The sequence below is a fragment of the Klebsiella sp. MPUS7 genome (genome assembly GCF_009905335.1).
Lineage (GTDB): Bacteria > Pseudomonadota > Gammaproteobacteria > Enterobacterales > Enterobacteriaceae > Klebsiella > Klebsiella grimontii.
Genome location: NZ_CP047604.1, coordinates 5,736,877 through 5,760,326 on the forward strand (window position 1 = coordinate 5,736,877; position 23,450 = coordinate 5,760,326).

The following is a 23,450-nucleotide window of genomic DNA, read 5'->3' on the forward strand; positions in this document are numbered from 1 at the left end:
ATAAAAATTACCGAATTACCCTATATCTACGGAGACGAAAATGAATTCGTTACAACAACGCTCAAGCGCTTTAGAACTCAGAGCATTACAGGATGGCTTTACCTTAACGTATCAGCAGCGCCTGATTTTACGCCATAGCGCTGAAAACCCGTGCCTGTGGATTGGTGCAGGCGTTGCCGATATTGATATGTTCCGCGGCAATTTCAGCATTAAAGATAAGCTCAACGAGAAAATCGCTCTGACGCATGCCACGGTTAGCGAATCGCCTGACGGCTGGCGGGTTCATTTCAGCCGCGGCACCAACATCAATGCCACGCTGCAAATCTCCATTGATGAACAAGGTCGTCTACGCCTGGAGCTGCAAAACGATGATCTCAACCATAATCGTATCTGGCTGCGCCTGGCCGCTAACCCGGATGATCATATCTACGGCTGTGGCGAACAGTTCTCTTACTTTGATCTGCGTGGTAAACCGTTCCCGCTGTGGACCAGCGAACAGGGCGTGGGCCGCAACAAGAACAGTTACGTCACCTGGCAGGCGGACTGCAAAGAGAATGCTGGCGGCGACTATTACTGGACCTTCTTCCCGCAGCCAACATTTGTCAGCACGCAGAAATACTACTGCCACGTGGATAACAGCTGTTATATGAACTTTGACTTCAGCGCGCCGGAATATCACGAGCTGGCGCTCTGGGAAGACAAAACCATCCTGCGCTTTGAATGTGCAGACAGCTATATCTCCCTGTTGGAAAAACTCACCGCGCTGCTGGGCCGCCAGCCGGAACTGCCGGACTGGGTTTACGATGGCGTCACACTCGGTATTCAGGGCGGCACCGAGGTGTGCCAGAACAAGCTGGACACCATGCGTAACGCGGGTGTGAAGGTGAACGGCATCTGGGCGCAGGACTGGTCCGGCATCCGCATGACCTCTTTCGGCAAACGCGTGATGTGGAACTGGAGGTGGAACAGCGACAACTATCCACAGCTGGACAGCCGTATTCAGCAATGGAAAGAGGAAGGCGTGCAATTCCTCTCATATATCAACCCGTACGTTGCCAGCGATAAGGATCTTTGTGCCGAAGCGGCAAAGCACGGTTATCTGGCAAAAGATGCCTCTGGCGATGACTATCTGGTGGAGTTTGGCGAGTTCTACGGCGGTGTGGTTGACCTGACCAACCCCGAAGCCTACGACTGGTTCAAAGAAGTGATTAAAAAGAACATGATTGCGCTGGGCTGCGGCGGCTGGATGGCGGACTTTGGCGAATATCTACCCACCGATACATACTTGCACAACGGCGTCAGCGCCGAAATTATGCATAACGCCTGGCCCGCGCTGTGGGCGAAGTGTAACTACGAGGCATTACAGGAGACCGGCAAACTCGGCGAGATTCTGTTCTTTATGCGCGCAGGCTACACCGGCAGCCAGAAGTACTCCACGATGATGTGGGCGGGCGATCAGAACGTGGACTGGAGCCTCGACGATGGCCTGGCTTCCGTCGTGCCTGCCGCGCTGTCGCTGGCGATGACCGGCCATGGCCTGCACCACAGTGATATCGGCGGCTACACCACCCTGTTTGATATGAAACGTAGCAAAGAGCTGCTGCTACGCTGGTGCGACTTTAGCGCCTTCACCCCGATGATGCGTACCCACGAAGGCAATCGCCCAGGCGATAACTGGCAGTTTGATGGCGACGGCCAAACGATCGCCCACTTTGCCCGTATGACCACCGTCTTTACTACCCTGAAACCGTATCTCAAGCAGGCGGTCGCGCAAAACAGCGCCACCGGGCTACCGGTCATGCGTCCGCTCTTCCTGCACTACGAAGACGATGCGGCAACCTACAGCCTGAAATACCAGTACCTGTTGGGACAAGATCTGCTGGTTGCACCGGTTCACGAAGAGGGGAGACACGACTGGACACTGTATCTGCCAGAAGATAGCTGGGTCAACGTCTGGACGGGCGAAACCTACCAGGGCGGTGAAATCACCGTTGACGCGCCCATCGGCAAGCCTCCGGTATTTTATCGTGCGAAGAGTGAGTGGGCATCGCTGTTTGCCGCTTTGCGCAATATCTAATATGGCTCGCCCGTAGGGACACCTGCGGGCAAAGGGAGAATAACAATGAGTCAAAATACGGTCAATCCGGCAACCCAGCCCTTACCTTTTAAAGAAAAACTGGCCTATGGGATGGGTGATTTAGGTTCGAATATCCTGCTGGACATTGGAACGCTCTATTTACTCAAGTTTTATACCGATGTCCTCGGTTTACCCGGTACCTACGGTGGTATCATTTTTCTTATTGCTAAATTTTTTACCGCGTTTACCGATATGGGAACCGGGATAATGCTCGACTCCCGGCGCAAAATCGGTCCAAAAGGCAAATTCCGCCCATTTGTTCTCTACGCGGCTTTCCCGGTCACTTTGCTGGCGATCGCTAACTTTGTCGGGACACCATTTGAAATCACTGGCAAAACGGTCATGGCGACGGTCCTGTTTATGCTCTACGGGCTGTTTTTCAGCATGATGAACTGCTCTTACGGCGCGATGGTCCCCGCGATCACCAAAAACCCTGATGAACGAGCTTCACTTGCCGCCTGGCGACAGGGAGGCGCAACTCTCGGGCTGTTGCTGTGTACCGTCGGTTTTGTGCCGGTCATGAACCTGATCGAAGGCAACTCGCAGCTGGGCTATATCTTCGCCGCGACGTTGTTCTCGCTGTTCGGCCTGTTCTTTATGTGGTGGTGCTACGCGGGAGTAAAAGAGCGCTATGTCGAGGTGAAACCCCTCGATAACGCGCAAAAACCGGGGCTACTGCAATCCTTTCGCGCCATCGCCGGTAACCGCCCGCTGTTTATTCTGTGTATTGCTAATCTGTGTACGCTCGGCGCATTTAACGTCAAGCTGGCGATACAGGTTTATTACACTCAGTACGTATTAAACGACCCCATTCTGCTCTCCTGGATGGGCTTCTTTAGCATGGGCTGTATCTTCATTGGCGTGTTTTTAATGCCGGGAATGGTCAGACGCTTTGGTAAGAAAAAAGTCTATATCGGCGGCCTGCTGATTTGGGTCGCGGGCGATCTGCTCAACTATTTCTTCGGCGGCGGATCGGTCAGTTTTGTGGCGTTCTCCTGCCTGGCCTTTTTCGGTTCGGCGTTTGTCAACAGCCTGAACTGGGCGCTGGTCTCCGACACGGTGGAATACGGCGAATGGCGTACCGGCGTGCGTTCTGAAGGAACGGTGTACACCGGTTTTACCTTCTTCCGTAAAGTGTCGCAGGCGCTGGCGGGTTTCTTCCCCGGCTGGATGCTGACGCAAATCGGCTATGTGCCGAATGTAGTGCAGTCTGCGGGAACGGTCGAGGGGTTACGGCAGCTGATCTTTATTTATCCGTGCGCGCTGGCGGTTATCACCATCATCGCGATGGGCTGTTTCTACAACCTCAACGAGAAGATGTATGTCCGTATTGTTGAAGAGATAGAAGCCCGTAAACAACCCGTTTGATAATAATAGATAACGCCCTGCGGGGCGTTATTGAGGAGCGATTATGTCTGACCATGATCCGCTAACGCTAAAACTCAGCCTGCGGGAAAAATGCGCCTACGGGATGGGTGATTTTGGTTCAAATTTGATGCTGTGTATCGGCACACTGTATCTGCTTAAATTTTATACCGATGAACTAGGAATGCCAGCGTACTACGGCGGGATTATCTTTCTGGTGGCGAAATTCTTTACCGCCTTCACCGATATGCTAACCGGCGTACTGCTGGACTCCCGGCGTAACATTGGCGCAAAAGGAAAATTCAGGCCCTTTATTTTGTATGCCTCATTTCCTGTTGCGCTGGTGGCCACGGCGCAGTTTTTAGCGACGGATTTTACGCTGACAGTCAAAACGGCCATGGCGACCGTACTGTTCATGATGTTTGGCCTGTTTTACAGCCTGATGAACTGTTCCTATGGGGCGATGGTACCTGCCATCACCAAAAATCCGCATGAGCGCGCTCAGCTGGCCGCCTGGCGTCAGGGCGGCGCCACCCTCGGCCTGCTGCTGTGTACGGTTGGATTTATGCCAATTCAAGCGCTTTTTATTGATTCGCCTTCGCTGGGTTACATGATTGCTGCCCTGCTCTTCTCCGTTTGTGGGTTGTTTAGCATGTGGTGGTGCTTTAGCGGAGTGAAGGAGCGTTATATCGAAATCGTACCCAATCACCACAAGCCCAGCATCCTCAAATCTTTCTGCGCAATCTTCCGTAATCCTCCGCTGCTGGTCTTGTGCATTGCGAACCTGTGCACGCTGGCGGCGTTTAACATCAAGCTGGCCATTCAAGTTTACTACACCCAGTACGTGCTCAATGATATTCATCTGCTGTCGTGGATGGGATTCTTCAGCATGGGATGCATTCTGGTAGGCGTACTGATGGTTCCGGCAGCGGTGCAGCGCTTTGGTAAAAAGCAGGTTTATCTTGGCGGGCTGGCGCTATGGGCCATTGGCGATGTACTGAATTTTTTCTGGGGCGCAACCTCAGTTCTGTTTGTGACGTTCTCCTGTATGGCGTTCTTTGGCACCGCCTTTGTGAACAGCCTGAACTGGGCGCTGGTCCCGGATACCGTTGATTATGGAGAATGGAAAACGGGCGTTCGTGCTGAAGGTTCAGTTTATACCGGCTATACCTTTTCGAGGAAAATCTCCGCTGCGCTTGCTGGCTTCTTACCGGGCATTATGTTAACGCAAATTGGTTATATCCCTAATATCACGCAAAGCGAAACCACCTTGCTTGGTTTGCGTCAGCTTATTTTTATCTGGCCCTGTGCGCTTGCCATTATTGCGGCACTGACCATGGGCTTTTTTTATAAGCTCAATGAGACCCGCTTTGCTTTTATTATTGAGGAAATTGAAGAGCGAAAGAAAACGATACAACCCGGCATCATGAATAACTAAAAAAAATCTCTATTCTCAATAAAATTGCCGTTCTATCCATTTCGATGGATAGCGGCTCCCCTACGTTAAAAAATGGACTTATCATGAAAAAAATAAACGCATTACTTTTGTTAACCTCTGTTATTTCAACCTCGGTATTTGCCGGTGCCTATGTGGAAAACCGCGAGGCGTATAATCTGGCATCGGACCAGATGGAGTTCATGCTCCGCGTTGGCTACAACTTCGATATGGGCGCAGGCCTCATGCTCACTAACACCTATACTCTTCAGCGCAAGGATGAGTTAAAGCATGGCTATAATGAAATCGAGGGGTGGTATCCGCTCTTTAGGCCGACGGATAAATTAACTATTCAACCCGGTGGCTTAATTACCGATAAAAGCGTAGGCTCCAGCGGCGCAGTTTATCTCGACGTTAATTATAAATTTACTCCTTGGTTTAATTTGACCGTTCGCAACCGATATAATCACAATAACTACAGCTCAACTGATTTTAATGGCGAACAGGATAATAATGACACCTATGAACTTGGTAGCTATTGGAATTTCATTATTACCGATAAGTTCTCTTATACCTTTGAGCCACACTATTTTATGCGGGTGAATGATTTTAACAGCAGCAATGGCAAAGACCATCATTGGGAAATTACCAATACTTTCAGGTATCGCATCAATCAAAACTGGTTACCCTACTTTGAACTACGCTGGCTGGACCGTAACGTGGAACCTTACCATCGGGAACAAAACCAGATCCGTGTGGGGGTGAAGTATTTCTTCTAAGTTATAGGCAAAAAAAAGCCGCTGATAATCAGCGGCTTTTTCATCATAAGAAGCGTTAATTAATCTTCTTTTGCACCGCGCATCGCACGTTTACGGTCGTTCTCGGTCAGGTGACGTTTACGGATACGGACAGAAGTCGGGGTGACTTCTACCAGTTCGTCGTCATCGATGAACTCAAGAGCCTGCTCCAGAGTCATTTTCAGCGCCGGAACCAGCGTCGTTGCTTCGTCAGTACCGGAAGCACGCATGTTGGTCAGTTTCTTACCGGTCAGGCAGTTTACCGTCAGGTCGTTAGAGCGGCTGTGAATACCGATAATCTGGCCTTCGTAAACTTCTGCGCCGTGGCCCAGGAACAGCTTACCGCGATCCTGCAGGCTGAACAGGGCGAACGCAACTGCTTTACCCTGACCGTTGGAGATCAGAACACCGTTCTGACGCTGACCCACATCACCCGCACGAACGTCGTCGTAGTGGCTGAAGGTGGAGTACAGCAGACCGGTACCGGAGGTCATGGTCATGAATTCTGAACGGAAGCCGATCAGACCACGGCTTGGGATCACGTAGTCGAGACGTACGCGGCCTTTGCCATCTGGATTCATGTTTTTCAGATCGCCTTTACGCTCGCCCAGCGCCTGCATGACAGAACCCTGGTGCTGCTCTTCAACGTCCAGCGTCACGTTTTCGAACGGCTCTTGCTTACGGCCATCGATTTCGCGGAAGATAACTTTCGGACGGGAAACCGCCATTTCGAAACCTTCACGACGCATGTTCTCGATAAGAACGGACAGGTGCAGTTCGCCACGGCCAGAAACGCGGAATGCGTCTGCATCCGGAGTTTCTTCAACGCGCAGCGCCACGTTATGCACCAGCTCTTTGTTCAGGCGGTCAAGGATCTGACGAGAGGTAACGTACTTACCTTCTTTACCGCAGAACGGCGAGGTGTTAACGCAGAAGAACATAGAGACGGTCGGCTCATCAACAGACAGCGCCGGCAGCGCTTCAACATTCTGCGTATCGCAGATGGTGTCAGAGATGTTCAGTTCGCCCAGGCCGGTGATCGCGATGATATCGCCAGCTTCTGCAACGTCGCTCTCGATACGCTCAAGGCCCAGATGGGTCAGAACTTTACCGACTTTACCGTTACGGGTTTTGCCTTCGCTATCAATGATAGTGACCTGCTGGTTCGGCTTCACTTTACCGCGCTTGATGCGGCCGATGCCGATGACGCCAACGTAGTTGTTGTAGTCCAGCTGGGAGATTTGCATCTGCAGCGGGCCATCAAGGTCAACGTTCGGCGCCGGTACGCGATCGACGATGGTCTGATACAGCGGAGTCATGTCTTCAGCCATATCTTCGTGATCCAGACCCGCGATACCGTTCAGCGCAGAAGCGTAAACGATAGGGAAGTCCAGCTGTTCGTCGGTAGCGTCGAGGTTAACGAACAGGTCGAATACCTGATCGACAACCCAGTCAGGGCGTGCGCCCGGACGGTCAACTTTGTTGATAACAACAATTGGCTTCAGGCCATGAGCAAAGGCTTTTTTGGTCACGAAGCGCGTCTGCGGCATCGGACCATCCATTGCATCAACGACCAACAGAACGGAATCAACCATGGACATGACACGTTCAACTTCACCACCGAAGTCGGCGTGCCCCGGGGTATCAACGATGTTGATACGGTAGTCATTCCATTTGATAGCGGTGTTTTTAGCCAGGATGGTAATCCCGCGCTCTTTCTCCAAATCGTTGGAGTCCATCACTCGCTCTTGAGTTTCGGCACGCGCGTCGAACGTACCGGATTGCTGTAGCAGCTTATCAACCAGGGTAGTTTTACCATGGTCAACGTGCGCGATGATGGCGATATTACGCAAATTTTCGATCACAACTTTGCCTCAGGCATTAGAAATAGCGCGTTATTGTACACGGATTAATCGCAGTACAAAACAGGATCACAAACATCCTCCGCAAACAAGTATTGCAGAGATTCTTTGTGATCGCTTTCACGGAGCGTTAAAAGGGTTATTCAAGGTCAATTGCACCAAATAAGTGCCCAATGTTCACACAAATGCACCATATTGGTGCAATGCATTCATTTTGGTGCAGCCCTTTTGCACGATGATGTGCATGATAACGCCTTTTGGGGGCAATTTAAAAGTTGGCACAGATTTCGCTTTATATTTTTTAAGGCAACAACGCCACTTTACGTAGTTAAAAAGTTTTCGTTTCCACGACGACAATGACCAATCCGGGAGAGTTTAAGTATGTCCGCTGAACACGTTTTGACGATGCTGAACGAGCATGAAGTGAAGTTTGTCGATCTGCGCTTCACCGATACCAAAGGTAAAGAACAGCACGTTACTATTCCTTCTCATCAGGTAAATGCCGAATTCTTCGAAGAAGGCAAAATGTTTGATGGCTCCTCGATTGGCGGCTGGAAAGGTATTAACGAATCCGACATGGTTCTGATGCCGGATGCAACCACCGCGCTGATCGACCCGTTCTATGAAGAACCGACGCTGATCATCCGCTGCGACATCCTGGAACCAGGCACCCTGCAGGGCTATGACCGCGACCCGCGTTCCATTGCTAAGCGCGCTGAAGAGTATCTGCGCTCTACCGGCCTGGCTGACACCGTGCTGTTCGGGCCAGAACCAGAATTCTTCCTGTTCGACGACATCCGTTTTGGTGCCTCCATCTCCGGTTCCCACGTTGCTATCGACGATATCGAAGGCGCATGGAACTCCTCCACCAAATACGAAGGCGGCAACAAAGGCCACCGTCCGGGCGTGAAAGGCGGTTACTTCCCGGTTCCGCCAGTAGACTCTTCTCAGGATATCCGCTCCACCATGTGTATGATCATGGAAGAGATGGGCCTGGTTGTTGAAGCTCACCACCACGAAGTGGCGACTGCGGGCCAGAACGAAATCGCGACCCGCTTTAACACCATGACCAAAAAAGCGGACGAAATTCAGATTTACAAATACGTTGTGCATAACGTCGCACACCGTTTCGGCAAAACCGCGACCTTTATGCCAAAACCGATGTTTGGCGATAACGGTTCCGGTATGCACTGCCACATGTCCCTGTCCAAGAACGGCGTAAACCTGTTCTCCGGCGACAAATACGCAGGCCTGTCTGAACAAGCGCTGTACTACATCGGCGGCGTAATCAAACACGCTAAAGCGATTAACGCCCTGGCTAACCCGACCACCAACTCCTACAAGCGTCTGGTCCCGGGTTACGAAGCGCCGGTTATGCTGGCTTACTCTGCCCGTAACCGTTCCGCGTCTATCCGTATTCCGGTTGTCACCTCTCCGAAAGCGCGCCGTATCGAAGTTCGCTTCCCGGACCCGGCTGCTAACCCGTACCTGTGCTTCGCGGCGCTGCTGATGGCTGGCCTTGACGGTATCAAGAACAAAATCCATCCGGGCGAAGCCATGGATAAAAACCTGTACGACCTGCCGCCGGAAGAAGCGAAAGAGATCCCACAGGTTGCAGGCTCTCTGGAAGAAGCACTGAACGCGCTGGACGCGGACCGTGAATTCCTGACCGCTGGCGGCGTATTCACCAACGACGCTATCGATGCTTACATCGCCCTGCGTATTGAAGAAAACGACCGCGTACGCATGACTCCGCACCCGGTTGAGTTTGAGCTGTACTACAGCGTCTAATTTTGCTGTAAATCCGCGGTATTCCGTGTTGTGGCGTGGGGTACCAAGGATGTTTTGTTGCCGTGGAAACTTTCAGCCCATCTCAGGATGGGCTTTTTTCTCCACCAACGCGCTGATCCCATGAGCTTTTTATTCATAAAAAGCTATACTGCACTAAAATGGTGCACTCTTTTTCAGGAGACTGTCGAATGGCAACAGGCACACTGCCCGATGCTGGGCAGATCCTTAACTCTTTAATCAACAGTATCTTACTGGTCGATGACGACCTGGCGGTACATTACGCGAACCCGGCGGCGCAGCAGCTGCTGGCGCAAAGCTCGCGTAAATTATTCGGCACGCCGCTGCCGGAGCTGTTGAGCTATTTCTCGCTGAATATCGGCCTCATGCAAGAGAGCCTCGCTGCGGGTCAGGGTTTTACCGATAACGAAGTGACGCTGGTTATTGATGGCCGCTCCCACATCCTTTCCCTGACGGCGCAACGCCTGCCTGAAGGCTATATCCTGCTGGAAATGGCGCCGATGGATAATCAGCGTCGCCTGAGCCAGGAGCAGCTACAGCACGCGCAGCAGATTGCCGCACGTGACTTAGTGCGTGGTCTGGCCCATGAGATTAAAAATCCGCTGGGCGGCCTGCGCGGCGCGGCGCAGCTGCTGAGCAAAGCGCTGCCCGACCCTGCGCTAATGGAATATACCAAAGTCATTATTGAACAGGCCGACCGGTTAAGAAATCTGGTCGACCGTCTACTGGGACCACAGCATCCCGGAATGCACGTAACAGAAAGCATCCACAAGGTCGCTGAGCGAGTGGTGAAGCTGGTGTCGATGGAACTACCGGATAACGTCAAGCTGGTGCGCGACTATGACCCCAGCCTGCCAGAGCTCCCGCACGACCCGGATCAAATTGAACAAGTGCTGCTGAACATCGTACGTAACGCGCTGCAGGCGCTGGGACCGGAGGGCGGAGAGATCACTCTGCGCACCCGGACGGCCTTCCAGTTAACCCTGCACGGCGTGCGCTACCGCCTCGCTGCGCGTATCGACGTTGAAGATAACGGCCCGGGAATCCCGTCTCACTTACAGGATACGCTGTTTTATCCCATGGTGAGTGGACGCGAAGGCGGTACCGGACTCGGGCTGTCTATCGCCCGCAGCCTTATAGACCAGCACTCCGGCAAAATTGAATTTACCAGTTGGCCAGGGCATACCGAATTCTCGGTGTACCTGCCTATTCGGAAGTAGAGGTGTTTATGCAACGAGGGATAGCATGGATCGTTGACGACGATAGCTCCATCCGTTGGGTGCTTGAACGCGCGCTCACCGGGGCAGGCTTGAGTTGTACAACGTTTGAAAGCGGCAATGAGGTGCTTGATGCCCTCACGACCAAAACCCCGGATGTACTGCTGTCTGATATCCGCATGCCGGGGATGGATGGGCTGGCGCTGCTAAAGCAAATTAAACAGCGTCATCCGATGCTCCCGGTCATCATAATGACGGCGCATTCGGATCTTGACGCGGCGGTCAGCGCCTATCAGCAGGGCGCTTTTGATTATCTGCCGAAACCGTTTGATATTGATGAAGCGGTGGCGCTGGTCGACCGTGCGATTAGCCATTACCAGGAACAGCAGCAGCCGCGTAATGCGCCGATTAATAGCCCGACGGCCGATATTATCGGCGAAGCGCCGGCCATGCAGGACGTTTTTCGCATTATCGGCCGCCTGTCGCGCTCATCAATCAGCGTACTTATCAACGGGGAATCCGGTACCGGTAAAGAGCTGGTTGCCCATGCTCTCCATCGGCATAGTCCGCGCGCCAAGGCGCCGTTTATTGCGCTAAATATGGCAGCAATTCCTAAAGATTTAATCGAATCAGAGCTATTTGGCCACGAGAAAGGGGCCTTTACCGGCGCCAATACCGTGCGTCAGGGACGCTTTGAGCAGGCAGACGGCGGCACGCTGTTCCTCGACGAGATCGGCGATATGCCGCTGGACGTACAGACTCGCCTGCTGCGCGTCCTCGCTGATGGCCAGTTTTATCGCGTCGGCGGCTATGCGCCGGTGAAAGTGGATGTGCGCATCATTGCCGCCACCCACCAGAACCTTGAGCTGCGCGTCCAGGAAGGAAAATTCCGCGAGGATTTATTCCACCGCCTGAACGTGATTCGCGTCCATCTGCCGCCGCTGCGCGAGCGTCGGGAAGATATTCCTCGCCTGGCGAGGCACTTCCTGCAAATTGCCGCTCGTGAACTGGGCGTCGAGGCCAAACAGCTGCATCCGGAGACGGAGATGGCGTTAACCCGACTGGCATGGCCGGGTAACGTACGTCAGCTGGAAAACACCTGTCGCTGGCTGACGGTAATGGCCGCAGGTCAGGAGGTTCTGACGCAGGATCTTCCCAGCGAGCTGTTTGAAACCGCGATACCGGATAACCCAACGCAAATGCTGCCGGATAGCTGGGCCACGCTGCTGGGACAATGGGCCGATCGCGCTTTGCGTTCCGGTCATCAAAACCTGCTCTCGGAAGCGCAGCCTGAGATGGAGCGCACGCTGCTGACCACCGCCTTACGCCACACTCAGGGGCATAAACAAGAGGCGGCCCGGCTGCTGGGATGGGGTCGTAATACCCTGACGCGTAAGCTAAAAGAGTTGGGGATGGAGTAGCTGCGCGCTGGCGAGGAAAAAATAGTCATCCAGCGCAAACTGCTGCTATTTTGTACTTTACTGTTGCCATGCGTTGAGTATGATCTTGCCCGGAAAGACGGGGGAGAAATCATGCTTGAATCACTCATTAATATTATATCGAGCGGTGTTGCAGCGGGTCATACGCCGCAGACGGCGGTCGCTGCCGTTCTGTGCGCGGCGATGGTTGGCCTGTTTAGCTGATAATATCCCCTCTCCTGCCAGGAGAGGGGATATTGCTTATATAACGCGGGAAAACTGCTGCATCCGCGCTTTTTGGCGCAGATACGCATCGAAACACATGCAGATATTGCGAATCAGCAGTCGGCCTTTCGGCGTCACCTGAATGCCTTTCTCATCCACATCCACCAGCCCATCTTTGGCTAGCGGCGCCAGCAATTTCATATCGTCGGCAAAGTAGCTATCGAAGGTAAGATCCCACTGCGCGTCTACCGAAGCGAAGTCGAGACGAAAGTTACAAATCAGCGCCTTAATCACGTCGCGGCGGATGCAGTCATCGCGCGTCAACGCAATACCGCGCCACAGCGCCGTTCCGGTTTCATCAACCTGCTGATAATACTGTTTCAACTCTTTCTGGTTCTGCGCGTAGCAATCGCCAATCATACTGATCGCCGACACGCCCATTCCCAACAGGTCGGTGTCTCCCTGGGTGGTGTAACCCTGGAAATTGCGATGCAGAATGCCTTCACGTTGGGCTATCGCCAGTTCATCATCAGGACGGGCAAAGTGGTCCATGCCGATAAACTGATATCCCGCGGCCGTCAGCGAATTGATGGTTTCCTGAAGAATGTCCAGCTTCTGTTCCGCTGAGGGCAAATCGGCATCTTTGATTTTGCGCTGCGCGGCGAAGAGCGTGGGTAGATGCGCGTAGTTGAACACGCTCAGACGATCGGGATTAAGCTCCGCCACTTTCTGTAGCGTATAAGCGAAGCTCTGCGGCGTCTGCTTCGGCAGGCCGTAGATCAGGTCGATATTGGTCGAGGTAAAGCCGATGTCGCGCGCATGGTTGAGTAGCGCGAAGATGAAGGCCTCATCTTGCTCGCGGTTTACCAGGCGCTGCACTTCTTTGTTGAAGTCCTGCACGCCCATACTCAGGCGATTAAAGCCTTCGCCACGTAAATGATCCAGCACATCGAGTTCGATTTCGCGCGGATCAACCTCAATGGAGATCTCTGCGTCCGCGTTAAAATTGAAATGGGTACGCAGCAGACCCATCAGACGACTAATTTGCGCCTTGTTTAGATACGTTGGCGTACCGCCGCCCCAGTGTAGCTGATTGACTTTGCGGCCAGAAAAAAGCGGCGCGCGATGAATAATCTCCTGCTCAAGGACATCCAGATACTGATCGGCCTTATGCTGTTGGCGGGTGACGATTTTATTACAGCCGCAGAAATAACAGAGCTTATGGCAAAACGGGATATGCACGTACAGCGAGAGGGGACGCTGCGGATAGCGGGCAACCGCCGCATCAAATTCAGCGGGGCCAAATTCTGGAGAAAACTCCAGCGCGGTGGGATACGAAGTATAACGCGGCCCGGAATAGTTATATTTCTGGATCAGGGCCAGATCCCAGTCGATTAACTGCACAGACATGCTCACTCCTTCCGATGGTACCGTCGGCGGGTACGCCGCCCCGGCCCAACCGCACCTCGGGTAATGAGCCGGTTGCGCAGCCATTTTTGACGCCGCGACAACCGTCGTAGTTTAACGAATAACCACAGCAGATAACATATAACCAGAAGGGTTATAAGCAGGACCGGGAATCCGATGGGGTGCAAACGTTAGTTTCCACCCTTCAGCAGACGCATCATATCTTCTTTGCGCTCTTCCTCTTCTTCATCTTCGTCATCATCGTAGGAGAGGCCCAGCTGCTGCATCAGTTCATCAATGCGATCCAGTTTGGCATCAACCCAGGTCTGCTCTTCAGCATTCAGGGTACCGCCCTCTTCCAGACGTTCCAGCAGCGCGTCCAGGCGCTCATCGTTCTCCAGCAAATCCAGCTCAGCCTGCGGTGAAAGCATAGGTTTCTCGCTCTTTGGTTTATGCTGCTTAATCGCCGGAGCATTTTCAGTCACGCCCAGCGGGATTGGTTTTTTACTGCCAATTCGGGGATCTTGCTGCTGGCCTTGTTTTTTGCCTGCCGAAGCGGTGTCGCCGCCGGTCGCGCGACTTCCTGCCGCATGGCCACGATGCTTCTTCTGATGCTTGCGCTCGCGGGCTTCCTGGTTCAATTCTTCACGCGTTTTGCGATTTTTTTTGCCGCGAGGTACGGATGTCGGTTTTTTCATGTTGTGTAATCTTCAGGCCGTTTTCTTCAGTATAGAATTGAGGCGGAATCTAGCAGAAAGCAAGCAAAGAAAAAAGGCGACAGATTACTCTGTCGCCTTTTTCCGCACTGACAACCCTTAATGGGCTTCTACTTTCCATGTTCGCTAACGACACACCCTGTCTTTCCTTTAGCAACTAACGGTCCCTGTTACATCCATTTCCTTTTAAAACGTCTCCAGACGTTTGTCATCCTGACAATCCGTAGTCCTCGCCTCCTGGCGCTTCCTGACTCCTCATCCTGAGTCATAATCCTGTTAGCATCCTCGCCCTTGACCGCTACTTTACTGTTTTAAGGAAAACCTACAACCGACTGTACGGAAAAAAAACAAGTTTCAGAATTTTCTTTCAGCTCAACACGATGATTTATCAGCGTTTGTATTATGTTTACTCAGTTTTTCCTCATGTATTTCTCATATAATCAATAGCCAATGTCTTACAAAGACTGTGGTTTTAACTTACAGCGATGAGGTGCGGTAAAAACAGCCTTTTTCTGCTGTTCAGGTATAATCCCCGTCAAAGCCTGATTTAACGGAGACGACCGTCTTGACCAACTGGAATTATCAACTGACGCATTTTGTCACTAGCGCGCCAGATATCCGCCATCTTCCTGCCGATACCGGTATTGAAGTGGCCTTTGCTGGCCGCTCTAACGCCGGGAAATCCAGCGCTCTAAACACGCTGACTAACCAGAAAAGCCTGGCACGCACTTCGAAGACGCCTGGCCGTACGCAGCTGATTAACCTGTTTGAAGTCGCTGAGGGCAAACGCCTGGTCGACCTGCCGGGCTATGGTTATGCCCAGGTACCGGAAGAGATGAAAATCAAGTGGCAACGCGCGCTGGGTGAATATCTCGAGAAACGCCTGTGTCTGAAAGGCCTGGTTGTGCTGATGGATATCCGTCATCCGCTTAAAGATCTCGATCAGCAGATGATCCAATGGGCGGTTGAAAGCGATATTCCGGTTCTGGTGCTGCTGACCAAAGCCGATAAGCTGGCCAGCGGGGCGCGGAAAGCGCAGATCGCTATGGTTCGTGAGGCGGTAACCGCCTTTAACGGAGATGTGCAGGTCGAAGGATTTTCTTCCCTGAAGAAGCAAGGCGTGGATAAACTCCGGCAGAAACTGGATAGCTGGTATAACGATATCCCCCCTCAGGAAGAACCTGAAGACGGCGAATAGTCTCGCTAATTACCCCGGATAGCGGCGCGTGAGGCCCTGTCCGGGTAGCCCGCCTCATCAGCATTGATTCGCAAAAATTTTCTTTCGCGCAATAAAAAACGCCCCGGTCATAAATGACCGGGGCGGCTAAAATATTCAGCCAAATCCGATTACGTGAAGTAAAAGGTCTGAAAGATAGAACATCTTACCTCTGTACCCTACGTCTTTAACTCTACTCTTCTTTCGATTACGGATAAAGCATTTTTTGTAGTTTTTTTTCACTCTTTACATAGCAAATTCAAATGATCATCACAAAATACGATAAGTTATGTTACTCACTTACAAGAAATGACCCTACCTGCCGAATACTTAGTGCGCTTGATCCCAGTTTTCTCCGCTTCCCACTTCCACCAGTAGCGGAACCGCCAGCGTCGTACTGCTTTCCATCAGTTCATGGATTTTTTTCGCGACCGCCTCAAGATCGTCTTTATGCACTTCAAAGACCAATTCATCGTGCACCTGCATGATCATCCGCACGCGAGGTTTTTCACTTAACAACCAGCTGTCGACGGCAATCATCGCGCGCTTAATAATATCGGCGGCGGTTCCCTGCATCGGCGCGTTGATCGCCGCACGCTCGGCACCAGCACGACGCGCACCGTTGCTGGATTTAATGTCCGGCAGATAGAGACGACGGCCATCGAGCGTTTCAACATACCCCTGCTCTTTTGCCTGAGTGCGGGTGCGCTCCATATATTCCAACACGCCCGGATAGCGTTCAAAGTAGAGATCCATATACTTTTGCGCTTCTTTGCGTGGGATATTGAGCTGGCGCGCAAGGCCGAATGCGCTCATGCCGTAAATCAGGCCGAAGTTGATCGCCTTCGCGCTGCGGCGCTGCTCGCTACTGACGCTCTCCAGCGGCAAACCGAAAACCTCAGCCGCCGTCGCGCGGTGGATATCCTTCCCTTCAGCAAACGCGGTCAGCAGGCCCTTGTCGCGAGACAGATGCGCCATGATGCGCAGTTCAATTTGCGAGTAGTCGGCAGAGACGATGAGATAATCTTCCGGTGCAATAAACGCCTGGCGAATACGGCGCCCTTCATCATTGCGTACCGGAATATTCTGCAGGTTCGGATCGGTGGACGACAAACGTCCCGTGGCGGTAACCGCCTGGTGATAAGAGGTGTGAACCCGGCCCGTTTTCGGGCTGATCATCAGCGGCAGCTTATCGGTGTAGGTGGACTTGAGTTTTGCCAGGCCACGATATTCGAGGATGACTTTCGGCAGCGGATAATCCAGCGCCAGCTCTTCCAGCACCTCTTCCGAGGTCGAGGGCGCGCCGCCCGGGGTTTTCTTCAGCGGCTTAATACCTTGTTTTTCAAACAAGATCGTTTGCAGCTGCTTCGGAGAAGAGAGGTTAAACTCTTCGCCCGCGATGTCGTACGCCTTTTTCTCCAGCTCAACCAGGCGCTTGGCTATCTCCTGAGAGTGCGCATGCAGTACGGCCGGATCGATCTTCACGCCATTGCGCTCAATGCGGGATAGTACCGGTACCAGCGGCATTTCAATATTTTTAAAAACGTTCAGCGGGCCTTCATTTTGCTGAAGTTTAGGCCACATTTTCAGGTGCAGCTGTAGCGTGACGTCGGCATCTTCCGCCGCGTAGCGGCCCGCTTCTTCCAGCGCGATTTGGTTGAATGTAAGCTGGTTTTTACCTTTACCCGCAATTTCTTCAAAGGTAATGGTTTTGTGCTTCAGCCAGCGGTCGGAGAGGCTATCCATATCATGGCGGCCCGCCACGCTGTCGAGAATGTAGGATTCCAGCATGGTATCAAAGGCAATACCGCGCAGTTCAATGTCATAGTTAGCCAGGATACCGCGGTCATATTTGAGGTTTTGCCCAACCTTCAGAACATTGTCATCTTCCAGTAGCGGTTTCAGCAGCTCAAGGACACGGTCGCGCGGGATCTGATCCGGTGCGTCCAGATAATCATGGGCAACCGGTACATAGGCCGCAACGCCGGGTTCAATGGCGAAGGATAAGCCGACCATATTGGCTGACACGTTATCCAGGCTGTCTGTTTCGGTATCAAAGGCAAAAAGCGGCGCTTTCTTCAGGCTCTCAATCCAGGTCAGCAGCGTTTCTTCATCAAGAATCGTGACATAGTTTTCAGAAGAGAGCGCCGTGGCGGTTTCCTCTTCGGCATCAGCCACTGCTGCCACAGCGGCTATCGGCTTCGCCGCAGGCTTTGCGCCTTTTGCCTGCATCCACTTGCCGGACTCGACATCGGTGATCCAGCGTTTGAACTCATACTTTTTAAATAGCGTCAGCAGTTCATCAGCGATGGGCTGTGCAACCAGCAGATCTTCGCAGCCCAGATCCAGCTCGACGTCGGTTTTGATCGTCGCCAGCTGATAAGAGAGGTAGGCCACCTCTTTATTCTGCTCCAGCTTCGCTGCCATCGTTTTTGCACCGCGGAAGGTCAGTCCGGCGATTTTTTCAGGTTCCGCATATAGCGTATCAAGGCCGCCCAGCCCCTGTAACAACGCCTGCGCCGTCTTCTCTCCCACGCCTGGTACGCCAGGGATGTTGTCCGATGAGTCCCCCATCAGGGCCAGAAAATCGATGATCAGCTCCGGCGGCACGCCGTATTTGGTCACCACTTCATCCGGGCCGAGGATGGTGTTGGTCATGGTGTTAATCAGCGTAATACCCGGCGTAACCAGCTGAGCCATGTCTTTATCGCCGGTGCTAATCAGTACCGGACGCCCGACCTTTTCAGCTTCACGCGCCAGGGTCCCGATGACATCGTCAGCTTCTACGCCAGGAACGGCCATCAGCGGCAGGCCCATCGCCTTAACCATGGCATGCAGCGGCTCGATCTGCGCACGTAGATCGTCCGGCATCGGCGGGCGATGAGATTTATAGTGCTCAAACAGTTCATCACGGAAAGTCTTCCCCTTGGCATCAAACACGACGACGGCATGGGTCGGTTGATACTGCAGGATCAGGCTTCGCAGCATATTCAGTACGCCATACATTGCGCCTGTCGGCTCGCCAGCGCTATTCGTCAGCGGAGGGAACGCGTGATATGCCCGATAAAGGTAAGAGGAGCCGTCAACGAGGATGAGAGGGTTTTCTGGGATCTGAACCATAATTTCCGTGCCTGTTTATCAGATTATCGGTAAAGGATGCCACAGACGGGCATTAAATCCTGAATTTTTCCCGCATTTCGTCGAAAAGATTCAACGATCCCGTCGATCGCGCAATGCGTTAACCTGTGGATAACTTTGTGAATAGTTTTATAACGATGGCTACGTCATCATTAATAAAATAATCTATTGGTAAATTACTCTATATTTATCATGGCATTATAAATTAACAACCCGCTTTAATAACATCATGATGACTCAATGTTCCATGTGGATATAAGATCCGGATATTTTTCCGTCCGGGTAAAACCCGTCATTTGCTCTATTTTCTGGTAAAATCAGCCTCTTGCGCTGTTTAAACGCGTTCTTTGTCAGCCTAACTTTCTGAATAAATTAACTATGTCGAGATTACTCGCTGCGATAACGCTCCCGCTGAGTATCGCCCTGACTATCGTAGTCACCATTATTTGCTCCGTGCCAATAATCATCGCCGGGCTGATTAAACTGCTTGTGCCTGTTGCTGCGGTCTGGCGCTCGATATCCGTTTTTTGCAATTTCATGATGTACTGCTGGTGTGAAGGGTTGGCTCTGCTGCTGCGCCTTAATCCCTGGCTTAAGTGGGATGTTGAGGGCCTGGAAGGCCTGAATAAGAAAAACTGGTATCTGCTTATCAGCAACCACCATAGCTGGGCCGATATCGTGGTACTTTGCGTGCTGTTTCGCAAACATATCCCGATGAATAAATATTTCCTCAAGCAACAGCTCGCCTGGGTGCCGTTTATTGGCCTGGCATGCTGGGCGTTGGATATGCCTTTTATGCGCCGTTATTCCCGCGGTTATTTAATCCGCCATCCAGAGCGCCGTGGCAAAGATGTTGAAACCACCCGCCGTTCCTGCGAGAAATTCCGCTCACATCCCACCACTATCGTTAACTTTGTCGAAGGTTCACGCTTTACTGAAGAGAAGCGGCTGCAGACCCGCTCGCCTTATAATAATTTATTAGCACCAAAAGCTGCCGGTACTGCCATGGCATTAAGCGTACTGGGCTCGCAGTTTGATAAGCTGCTGAACGTTACGCTGTGTTATCCAGAGAATCATCACCGACCGTTTTACGACATGCTGAGCGGCCGATTAACGCGGATTGTGGTACGCATCCGCGTTGAACCCGTGACGGAAGAGCTGCACGGCGATTATGTGAATGATAAAAACTTTAAGCGGCGGTTTCAGCGCTGGCTAAATACGCTCTGGGAAGATAAAGATCGTCAGTTAACGGAAATCATGCAGCAGAAAGGAAAATGATGCTGGACGCTGAAAAGAGTAACGCCGGTCAGTAACCGGCGTTTATTTTTTTATTTCTTCTCAACTAACTGCTTAACGGTATCGGCATACTGGGCAACAAATGCGTCCATATTGCTGGTATCCATACCCTGCGGGTTAAGCTGATATTTGCCGTTAACGTACATAGCGGGTACGCCCTGCAGCTGGAAATCAGCAGCGGCTTTCTCTTGCTGAGCCACCAGGGATTTCACTACAAAACTGTTCCAGGCTGCATCGTAATCTTCACCTTTAACGCCGGCGTCAACGAAGACCTTACGAATATCGGCTACGGTCTGAACGGTCTGTGTTTTCTGTACCGCTTCAAACATCGGGACGGTAATCTTGTCTTCCACACCCAGCGCCATCGCGACGGCCCACGCCTGGGTCAGATCCTTGCCCAACGGGCCCAGGAATTCAACGTGGTATTTCGTCATTTTGACGCCTTCAGGCAGCTTTTTCTTCACGTTATCTGACACATGAAGCACTTCTTCAAACTGATAGCAGTGCGGGCAGTAGAACGAGAAAAACTCGAGCACCTGAGGCTCGCCGGCAACGGGCTTATCGAGGGTAATATACTGCTTACCGTCGGTGATCTGGGCAGCGGATGCACTAAAAGCCAGAATCATACCAGCCAGCGCCAGCCAAATTTTTTTCATGATTAACTCTCTCCTGGATATATCACATTAATACATTGGCGTTAACTGAAGAGGCGGTTCCTGCAGAACCTTTACCTGCTCAAGAAAAGTTGTTGTCTGCCCACGCCAGTAATCTTCCCCGGTTAACCACGGGAAGTTCTTAGGAAAAGCAGGATCTTCCCAGCGTCTTAACAACCACGCCAGATAATAAACTAACCGCATTGCACGTAAAGGTTCGATGAGGGCAATTTCATCCGTATTGAAAGAGCTAAACTCTTCATACGCTTCAATGATCATCTCAAGCTGCATCCGTTGCTCGGCCTTATCACCGTTCAACAGCATCCACAGATCCTGGATAGCAGGTCCATTACGTGAATCATCTAAATCAACAAACAAAGGGCCATCGCGCCAGAGGATGTTTCCTGCATGGCAGTCACCGTGCAAACGTAAGATATTGGCGCGCCCGTGCCATTGCGCCATTACCGCATCAATCAGCTTATCAGTAGCGCCAAGAAAAGCCTCTTTCAGCCCTGCCGGTATCAGCGGGGAGAGCTCAAAGACCTGCCGGGGCTCAAGAAGGTACTCATTGGTGCCAATCTCCGGGCGCGCGACAAAACGCTGTTTGCGTCCCGTTTGATGCAGACGGCCAAGGTAGCGCCCAACCCATTCCATCTGATCGAGGTTATCCGCCTCAAACTGACGTCCACCCAGGCTTGGGAACACGGCGAAAAAGAACCCCTGATGCTGATGAAGGGTACTTTCGTTAAACGACAATGGCGCCGCTACAGGGACTTCGTCCTGAACGAGCTGAAGGGAAAACTGGTGTTCTTCGAGGATTTGTTCGGCGGACCAGCGCTCAGGACGATAGAACTTCACCACATAGCGGCGACGATCTTCGTCCTGAAACTGGTAAACTCGGTTCTCATAGCTATTAAGCGGGGTGAGACCTGAGTCCACCCGCATTCCCAGATCAAATAAACCATCAATGATGGTATCCGGGTGAAGCGTCTGAAAAGTGAAAGCCTTATCGTGCATCCTGACATCCGATAATCGTACGAATGATACAGGATATCATCTCATTACCGATTCCGCGGCAGCGCTTACAACCTTTTACTCTTTAATCACGCCCCGAGCGCGTAGCAGCGCAGTTTTAAAATCTTCTTCATAATCTTTCTGGATACCGGGGATAACAGCCTCTTTTGCCGAGTCGCGCATCTTCAGGTGATAAATCAGAATATCGTCGGAAAGATCGCTCAGTTCACCGGCATAACCGGCCTCTTTCGCCAGTTTTTGCAAAAATTGAATCAAATTCAGCTCGGGTTCTTTCTGCCAGGCTGGCTGGAGAAGTTCAATGACTTCATTCAGGCGTTTACATTTCATAGCAATGCTCCTTACTCTTGATAGGTGTACGTTAGCAGGGACAATCCCACAATGAAAGAGGCGATATTAATATGCAGGGCAAGGTAATAACCGGCGTTGTACTGGCGGGTGGGAGAGGTACGCGTATGGGAGGCATTGATAAAGGATTGCAGTTGCTGAAGGGGAAAGCTCTGTGGCGTCATGTCGCCGATACGCTGCAACCCCAGGTCACAAAGCTGGTGATTAGCGCTAACCGCAATCTTGATTGCTGGCGAAGCAGCGGCTACCCGATTATTACCGACTCTCTGAACGACTTTCCCGGGCCGTTAGCCGGTATGCTTTCCGTTATGCATCAGGTTGAGGGTGAGTGGTTTCTGTTTTGTCCGTGCGATACGCCTTTTATTCCATCATTTCTGGCTGAGCGCTTAATACTGCAAAAAAAATCATCCCCGGTCGTTTGGGTACACGACGGTGAACGCGACCATCCGGCGATTGCTCTGGTGAATCGAGTGGTGATTAGCGAACTGGAAACCTATCTGGCGGCAGGCGAGCGGCGGGTTATGGTGTTTATGCGTAAAATGGGCGGGCATAGCGTCGATTTTAGCGATGTAAAATCAGCCTTTATTAACGTCAACACTCTCAGTGACTTACAAAGTATGGAGGTGTCATCATGATCCCTCTTTTGGCCATCGCCGCCTGGAGCGGCACGGGTAAAACAACCTTATTAAAAGCGCTGATTCCAGCGCTACGCGCGGAAGGCATACGTCCTGGGCTCATTAAACATACTCATCATGATATGGATGTGGATAAACCCGGTAAAGATAGCTATGAGCTACGTAAAGCAGGCGCGGCTCAGACGATAGTCGCCAGCTCGCAGCGTTGGGCATTAATAACGGAAACACCCGAAGAGCCTCCACTGGATCTGACATGGCTGGCTAGCCGAATGGATGCATCAACGTTAGATCTCGTACTGGTTGAAGGTTTTAAACATGAAGCTGTGCCCAAGATCCTGCTCTTTCGGCAAAACAGCGGACATTGCAGAGAAGAATTAGTGTTTGATGATGACGTGATTGCCGTTGCCAGCGATACGCCTGTCGAGACGTCGCTTCCCTTGTTAGATTTAAATAATATTCCGCAGATAGCCGTTTTTATTATGCAGTGGTTAAAGAGGGCTTAATCGCGGCCTTGATTGAGATTGCAGAGATATCGCTACGCGTCATCTTGCTAAATCATTCTTGCTTTCTCAGGCCACAAAAACGCAAAAAGCCCATCCGTCAGGATGGGCTCTTCACTTAATTGATGCCTGGCAGTTCCCTACTCTCACATGGGGAGACCCCACACTACCATCGGCGCTACGGCGTTTCACTTCTGAGTTCGGCATGGGGTCAGGTGGGACCACCGCGCTGTTGCCGCCAGGC

The 23,450-nt window shown here is 52.0% G+C and carries 19 protein-coding genes and 1 rRNA gene; 12 read left to right on the forward strand and 8 right to left on the reverse strand.

The features are described 5' to 3' along the window. The first annotated feature begins 40 nt into the window (after window positions 1-40). From GUC22_RS26855 to ompL, 4 genes are all read left to right on the forward strand, one after another. Window positions 41-2,077: an alpha-glucosidase gene (locus GUC22_RS26855; RefSeq protein ID WP_116944355.1), complete on the forward strand. Its 2,037-nt coding sequence runs from the start codon at window positions 41-43 to the stop codon at window positions 2,075-2,077. Between the two features lie 45 nt (window positions 2,078-2,122). Further along, window positions 2,123-3,505, forward strand: a complete 1,383-nt coding sequence (locus tag GUC22_RS26860; RefSeq protein WP_155037450.1) for an MFS transporter — start codon at window positions 2,123-2,125, stop codon at window positions 3,503-3,505. A 43-nt stretch (window positions 3,506-3,548) separates the two neighbouring features. Then, window positions 3,549-4,940 (forward strand): MFS transporter, encoded by a 1,392-nt coding sequence (locus GUC22_RS26865; protein ID WP_160183871.1) that lies wholly within the window; start codon window positions 3,549-3,551, stop codon window positions 4,938-4,940. A gap of 83 nt (window positions 4,941-5,023) precedes the next feature. Further along, complete coding sequence (gene ompL, locus GUC22_RS26870; protein WP_064342025.1) at window positions 5,024-5,716, forward strand: porin OmpL; 693 nt, start codon at window positions 5,024-5,026, stop codon at window positions 5,714-5,716. Window positions 5,717-5,775: 59 nt separating this feature from the next. Here ompL and typA read toward each other — a convergent pair whose 3' ends face one another. Continuing rightward, entirely contained in the window at window positions 5,776-7,599 is a 1,824-nt protein-coding gene (gene typA, locus GUC22_RS26875; protein ID WP_004132874.1) for a ribosome-dependent GTPase TypA, read from the reverse strand. A gap of 378 nt (window positions 7,600-7,977) precedes the next feature. Here typA and glnA point away from each other — a divergent pair, with 378 nt between their 5' ends. From glnA to GUC22_RS26895, 4 genes are all read left to right on the forward strand, one after another. Next, entirely contained in the window at window positions 7,978-9,387 is a 1,410-nt protein-coding gene (glnA, locus tag GUC22_RS26880; protein WP_004127100.1) for a glutamate--ammonia ligase, read from the forward strand. Window positions 9,388-9,575: 188 nt separating this feature from the next. Further along, the gene (gene glnL / locus GUC22_RS26885) at window positions 9,576-10,625 is read left to right on the forward strand and encodes a nitrogen regulation protein NR(II) (RefSeq protein WP_004127098.1); all 1,050 of its coding nucleotides are present in this window, start codon (window positions 9,576-9,578) and stop codon (window positions 10,623-10,625) included. A gap of 8 nt (window positions 10,626-10,633) precedes the next feature. Beyond that, a complete protein-coding gene (gene glnG / locus GUC22_RS26890; protein ID WP_004107350.1) occupies window positions 10,634-12,043 on the forward strand; it encodes a nitrogen regulation protein NR(I) in 1,410 nt (469 codons plus the stop codon). Window positions 12,044-12,154: 111 nt separating this feature from the next. Next, window positions 12,155-12,265, forward strand: coding sequence for a YshB family small membrane protein (locus GUC22_RS26895; RefSeq protein ID WP_004127096.1), 111 nt, complete (start codon window positions 12,155-12,157; stop codon window positions 12,263-12,265). Window positions 12,266-12,301: 36 nt separating this feature from the next. Here the strand turns inward: GUC22_RS26895 and hemN are convergent, their stop codons facing one another. Then, window positions 12,302-13,675, reverse strand: coding sequence for an oxygen-independent coproporphyrinogen III oxidase (hemN, locus tag GUC22_RS26900; protein ID WP_004132876.1), 1,374 nt, complete (start codon window positions 13,673-13,675; stop codon window positions 12,302-12,304). A 188-nt stretch (window positions 13,676-13,863) separates the two neighbouring features. After that, window positions 13,864-14,370, reverse strand: a complete 507-nt coding sequence (gene yihI / locus GUC22_RS26905; RefSeq protein WP_024360710.1) for a Der GTPase-activating protein YihI — start codon at window positions 14,368-14,370, stop codon at window positions 13,864-13,866. A 583-nt stretch (window positions 14,371-14,953) separates the two neighbouring features. On the opposite strand from yihI, the gene yihA reads away from it, so the two are divergent. Next, entirely contained in the window at window positions 14,954-15,586 is a 633-nt protein-coding gene (gene yihA, locus GUC22_RS26910; RefSeq protein ID WP_004127091.1) for a ribosome biogenesis GTP-binding protein YihA/YsxC, read from the forward strand. A gap of 348 nt (window positions 15,587-15,934) precedes the next feature. On the opposite strand, the gene polA is transcribed toward yihA, so the two are convergent. Further along, window positions 15,935-18,724 (reverse strand): DNA polymerase I, encoded by a 2,790-nt coding sequence (polA, locus tag GUC22_RS26915; RefSeq protein WP_024360711.1) that lies wholly within the window; start codon window positions 18,722-18,724, stop codon window positions 15,935-15,937. A gap of 396 nt (window positions 18,725-19,120) precedes the next feature. Here polA and GUC22_RS26920 point away from each other — a divergent pair, with 396 nt between their 5' ends. After that, window positions 19,121-20,020, forward strand: coding sequence for an acyltransferase (locus GUC22_RS26920; RefSeq protein WP_024360712.1), 900 nt, complete (start codon window positions 19,121-19,123; stop codon window positions 20,018-20,020). A gap of 50 nt (window positions 20,021-20,070) precedes the next feature. Here GUC22_RS26920 and dsbA read toward each other — a convergent pair whose 3' ends face one another. The 3 genes from dsbA to GUC22_RS26935 form a co-directional block, all read right to left on the reverse strand. Continuing rightward, on the reverse strand, window positions 20,071-20,694 hold the full coding sequence (gene dsbA / locus GUC22_RS26925) for a thiol:disulfide interchange protein DsbA (RefSeq protein ID WP_004127082.1): 624 nt from the start codon (window positions 20,692-20,694) through the stop codon (window positions 20,071-20,073). Window positions 20,695-20,721: 27 nt separating this feature from the next. Continuing rightward, on the reverse strand, window positions 20,722-21,708 hold the full coding sequence (locus tag GUC22_RS26930) for a serine/threonine protein kinase (RefSeq protein ID WP_004871954.1): 987 nt from the start codon (window positions 21,706-21,708) through the stop codon (window positions 20,722-20,724). Between the two features lie 75 nt (window positions 21,709-21,783). Next, window positions 21,784-22,053, reverse strand: coding sequence for a YihD family protein (locus GUC22_RS26935; protein ID WP_004127077.1), 270 nt, complete (start codon window positions 22,051-22,053; stop codon window positions 21,784-21,786). A gap of 71 nt (window positions 22,054-22,124) precedes the next feature. Here GUC22_RS26935 and mobA point away from each other — a divergent pair, with 71 nt between their 5' ends. Continuing rightward, complete coding sequence (gene mobA / locus GUC22_RS26940; RefSeq protein ID WP_024360713.1) at window positions 22,125-22,706, forward strand: molybdenum cofactor guanylyltransferase MobA; 582 nt, start codon at window positions 22,125-22,127, stop codon at window positions 22,704-22,706. Further along, the gene (gene mobB / locus GUC22_RS26945; RefSeq protein WP_004871947.1) at window positions 22,703-23,209 is read left to right on the forward strand and encodes a molybdopterin-guanine dinucleotide biosynthesis protein MobB; all 507 of its coding nucleotides are present in this window, start codon (window positions 22,703-22,705) and stop codon (window positions 23,207-23,209) included. Before mobA ends, mobB begins: the two co-directional genes overlap by 4 nt. A 124-nt stretch (window positions 23,210-23,333) precedes the next feature. On the opposite strand, the gene rrf is transcribed toward mobB, so the two are convergent. After that, a 5S ribosomal RNA gene (rrf, locus tag GUC22_RS26950) occupies window positions 23,334-23,449 on the reverse strand. Window position 23,450: the final 1 nt, after the last annotated feature.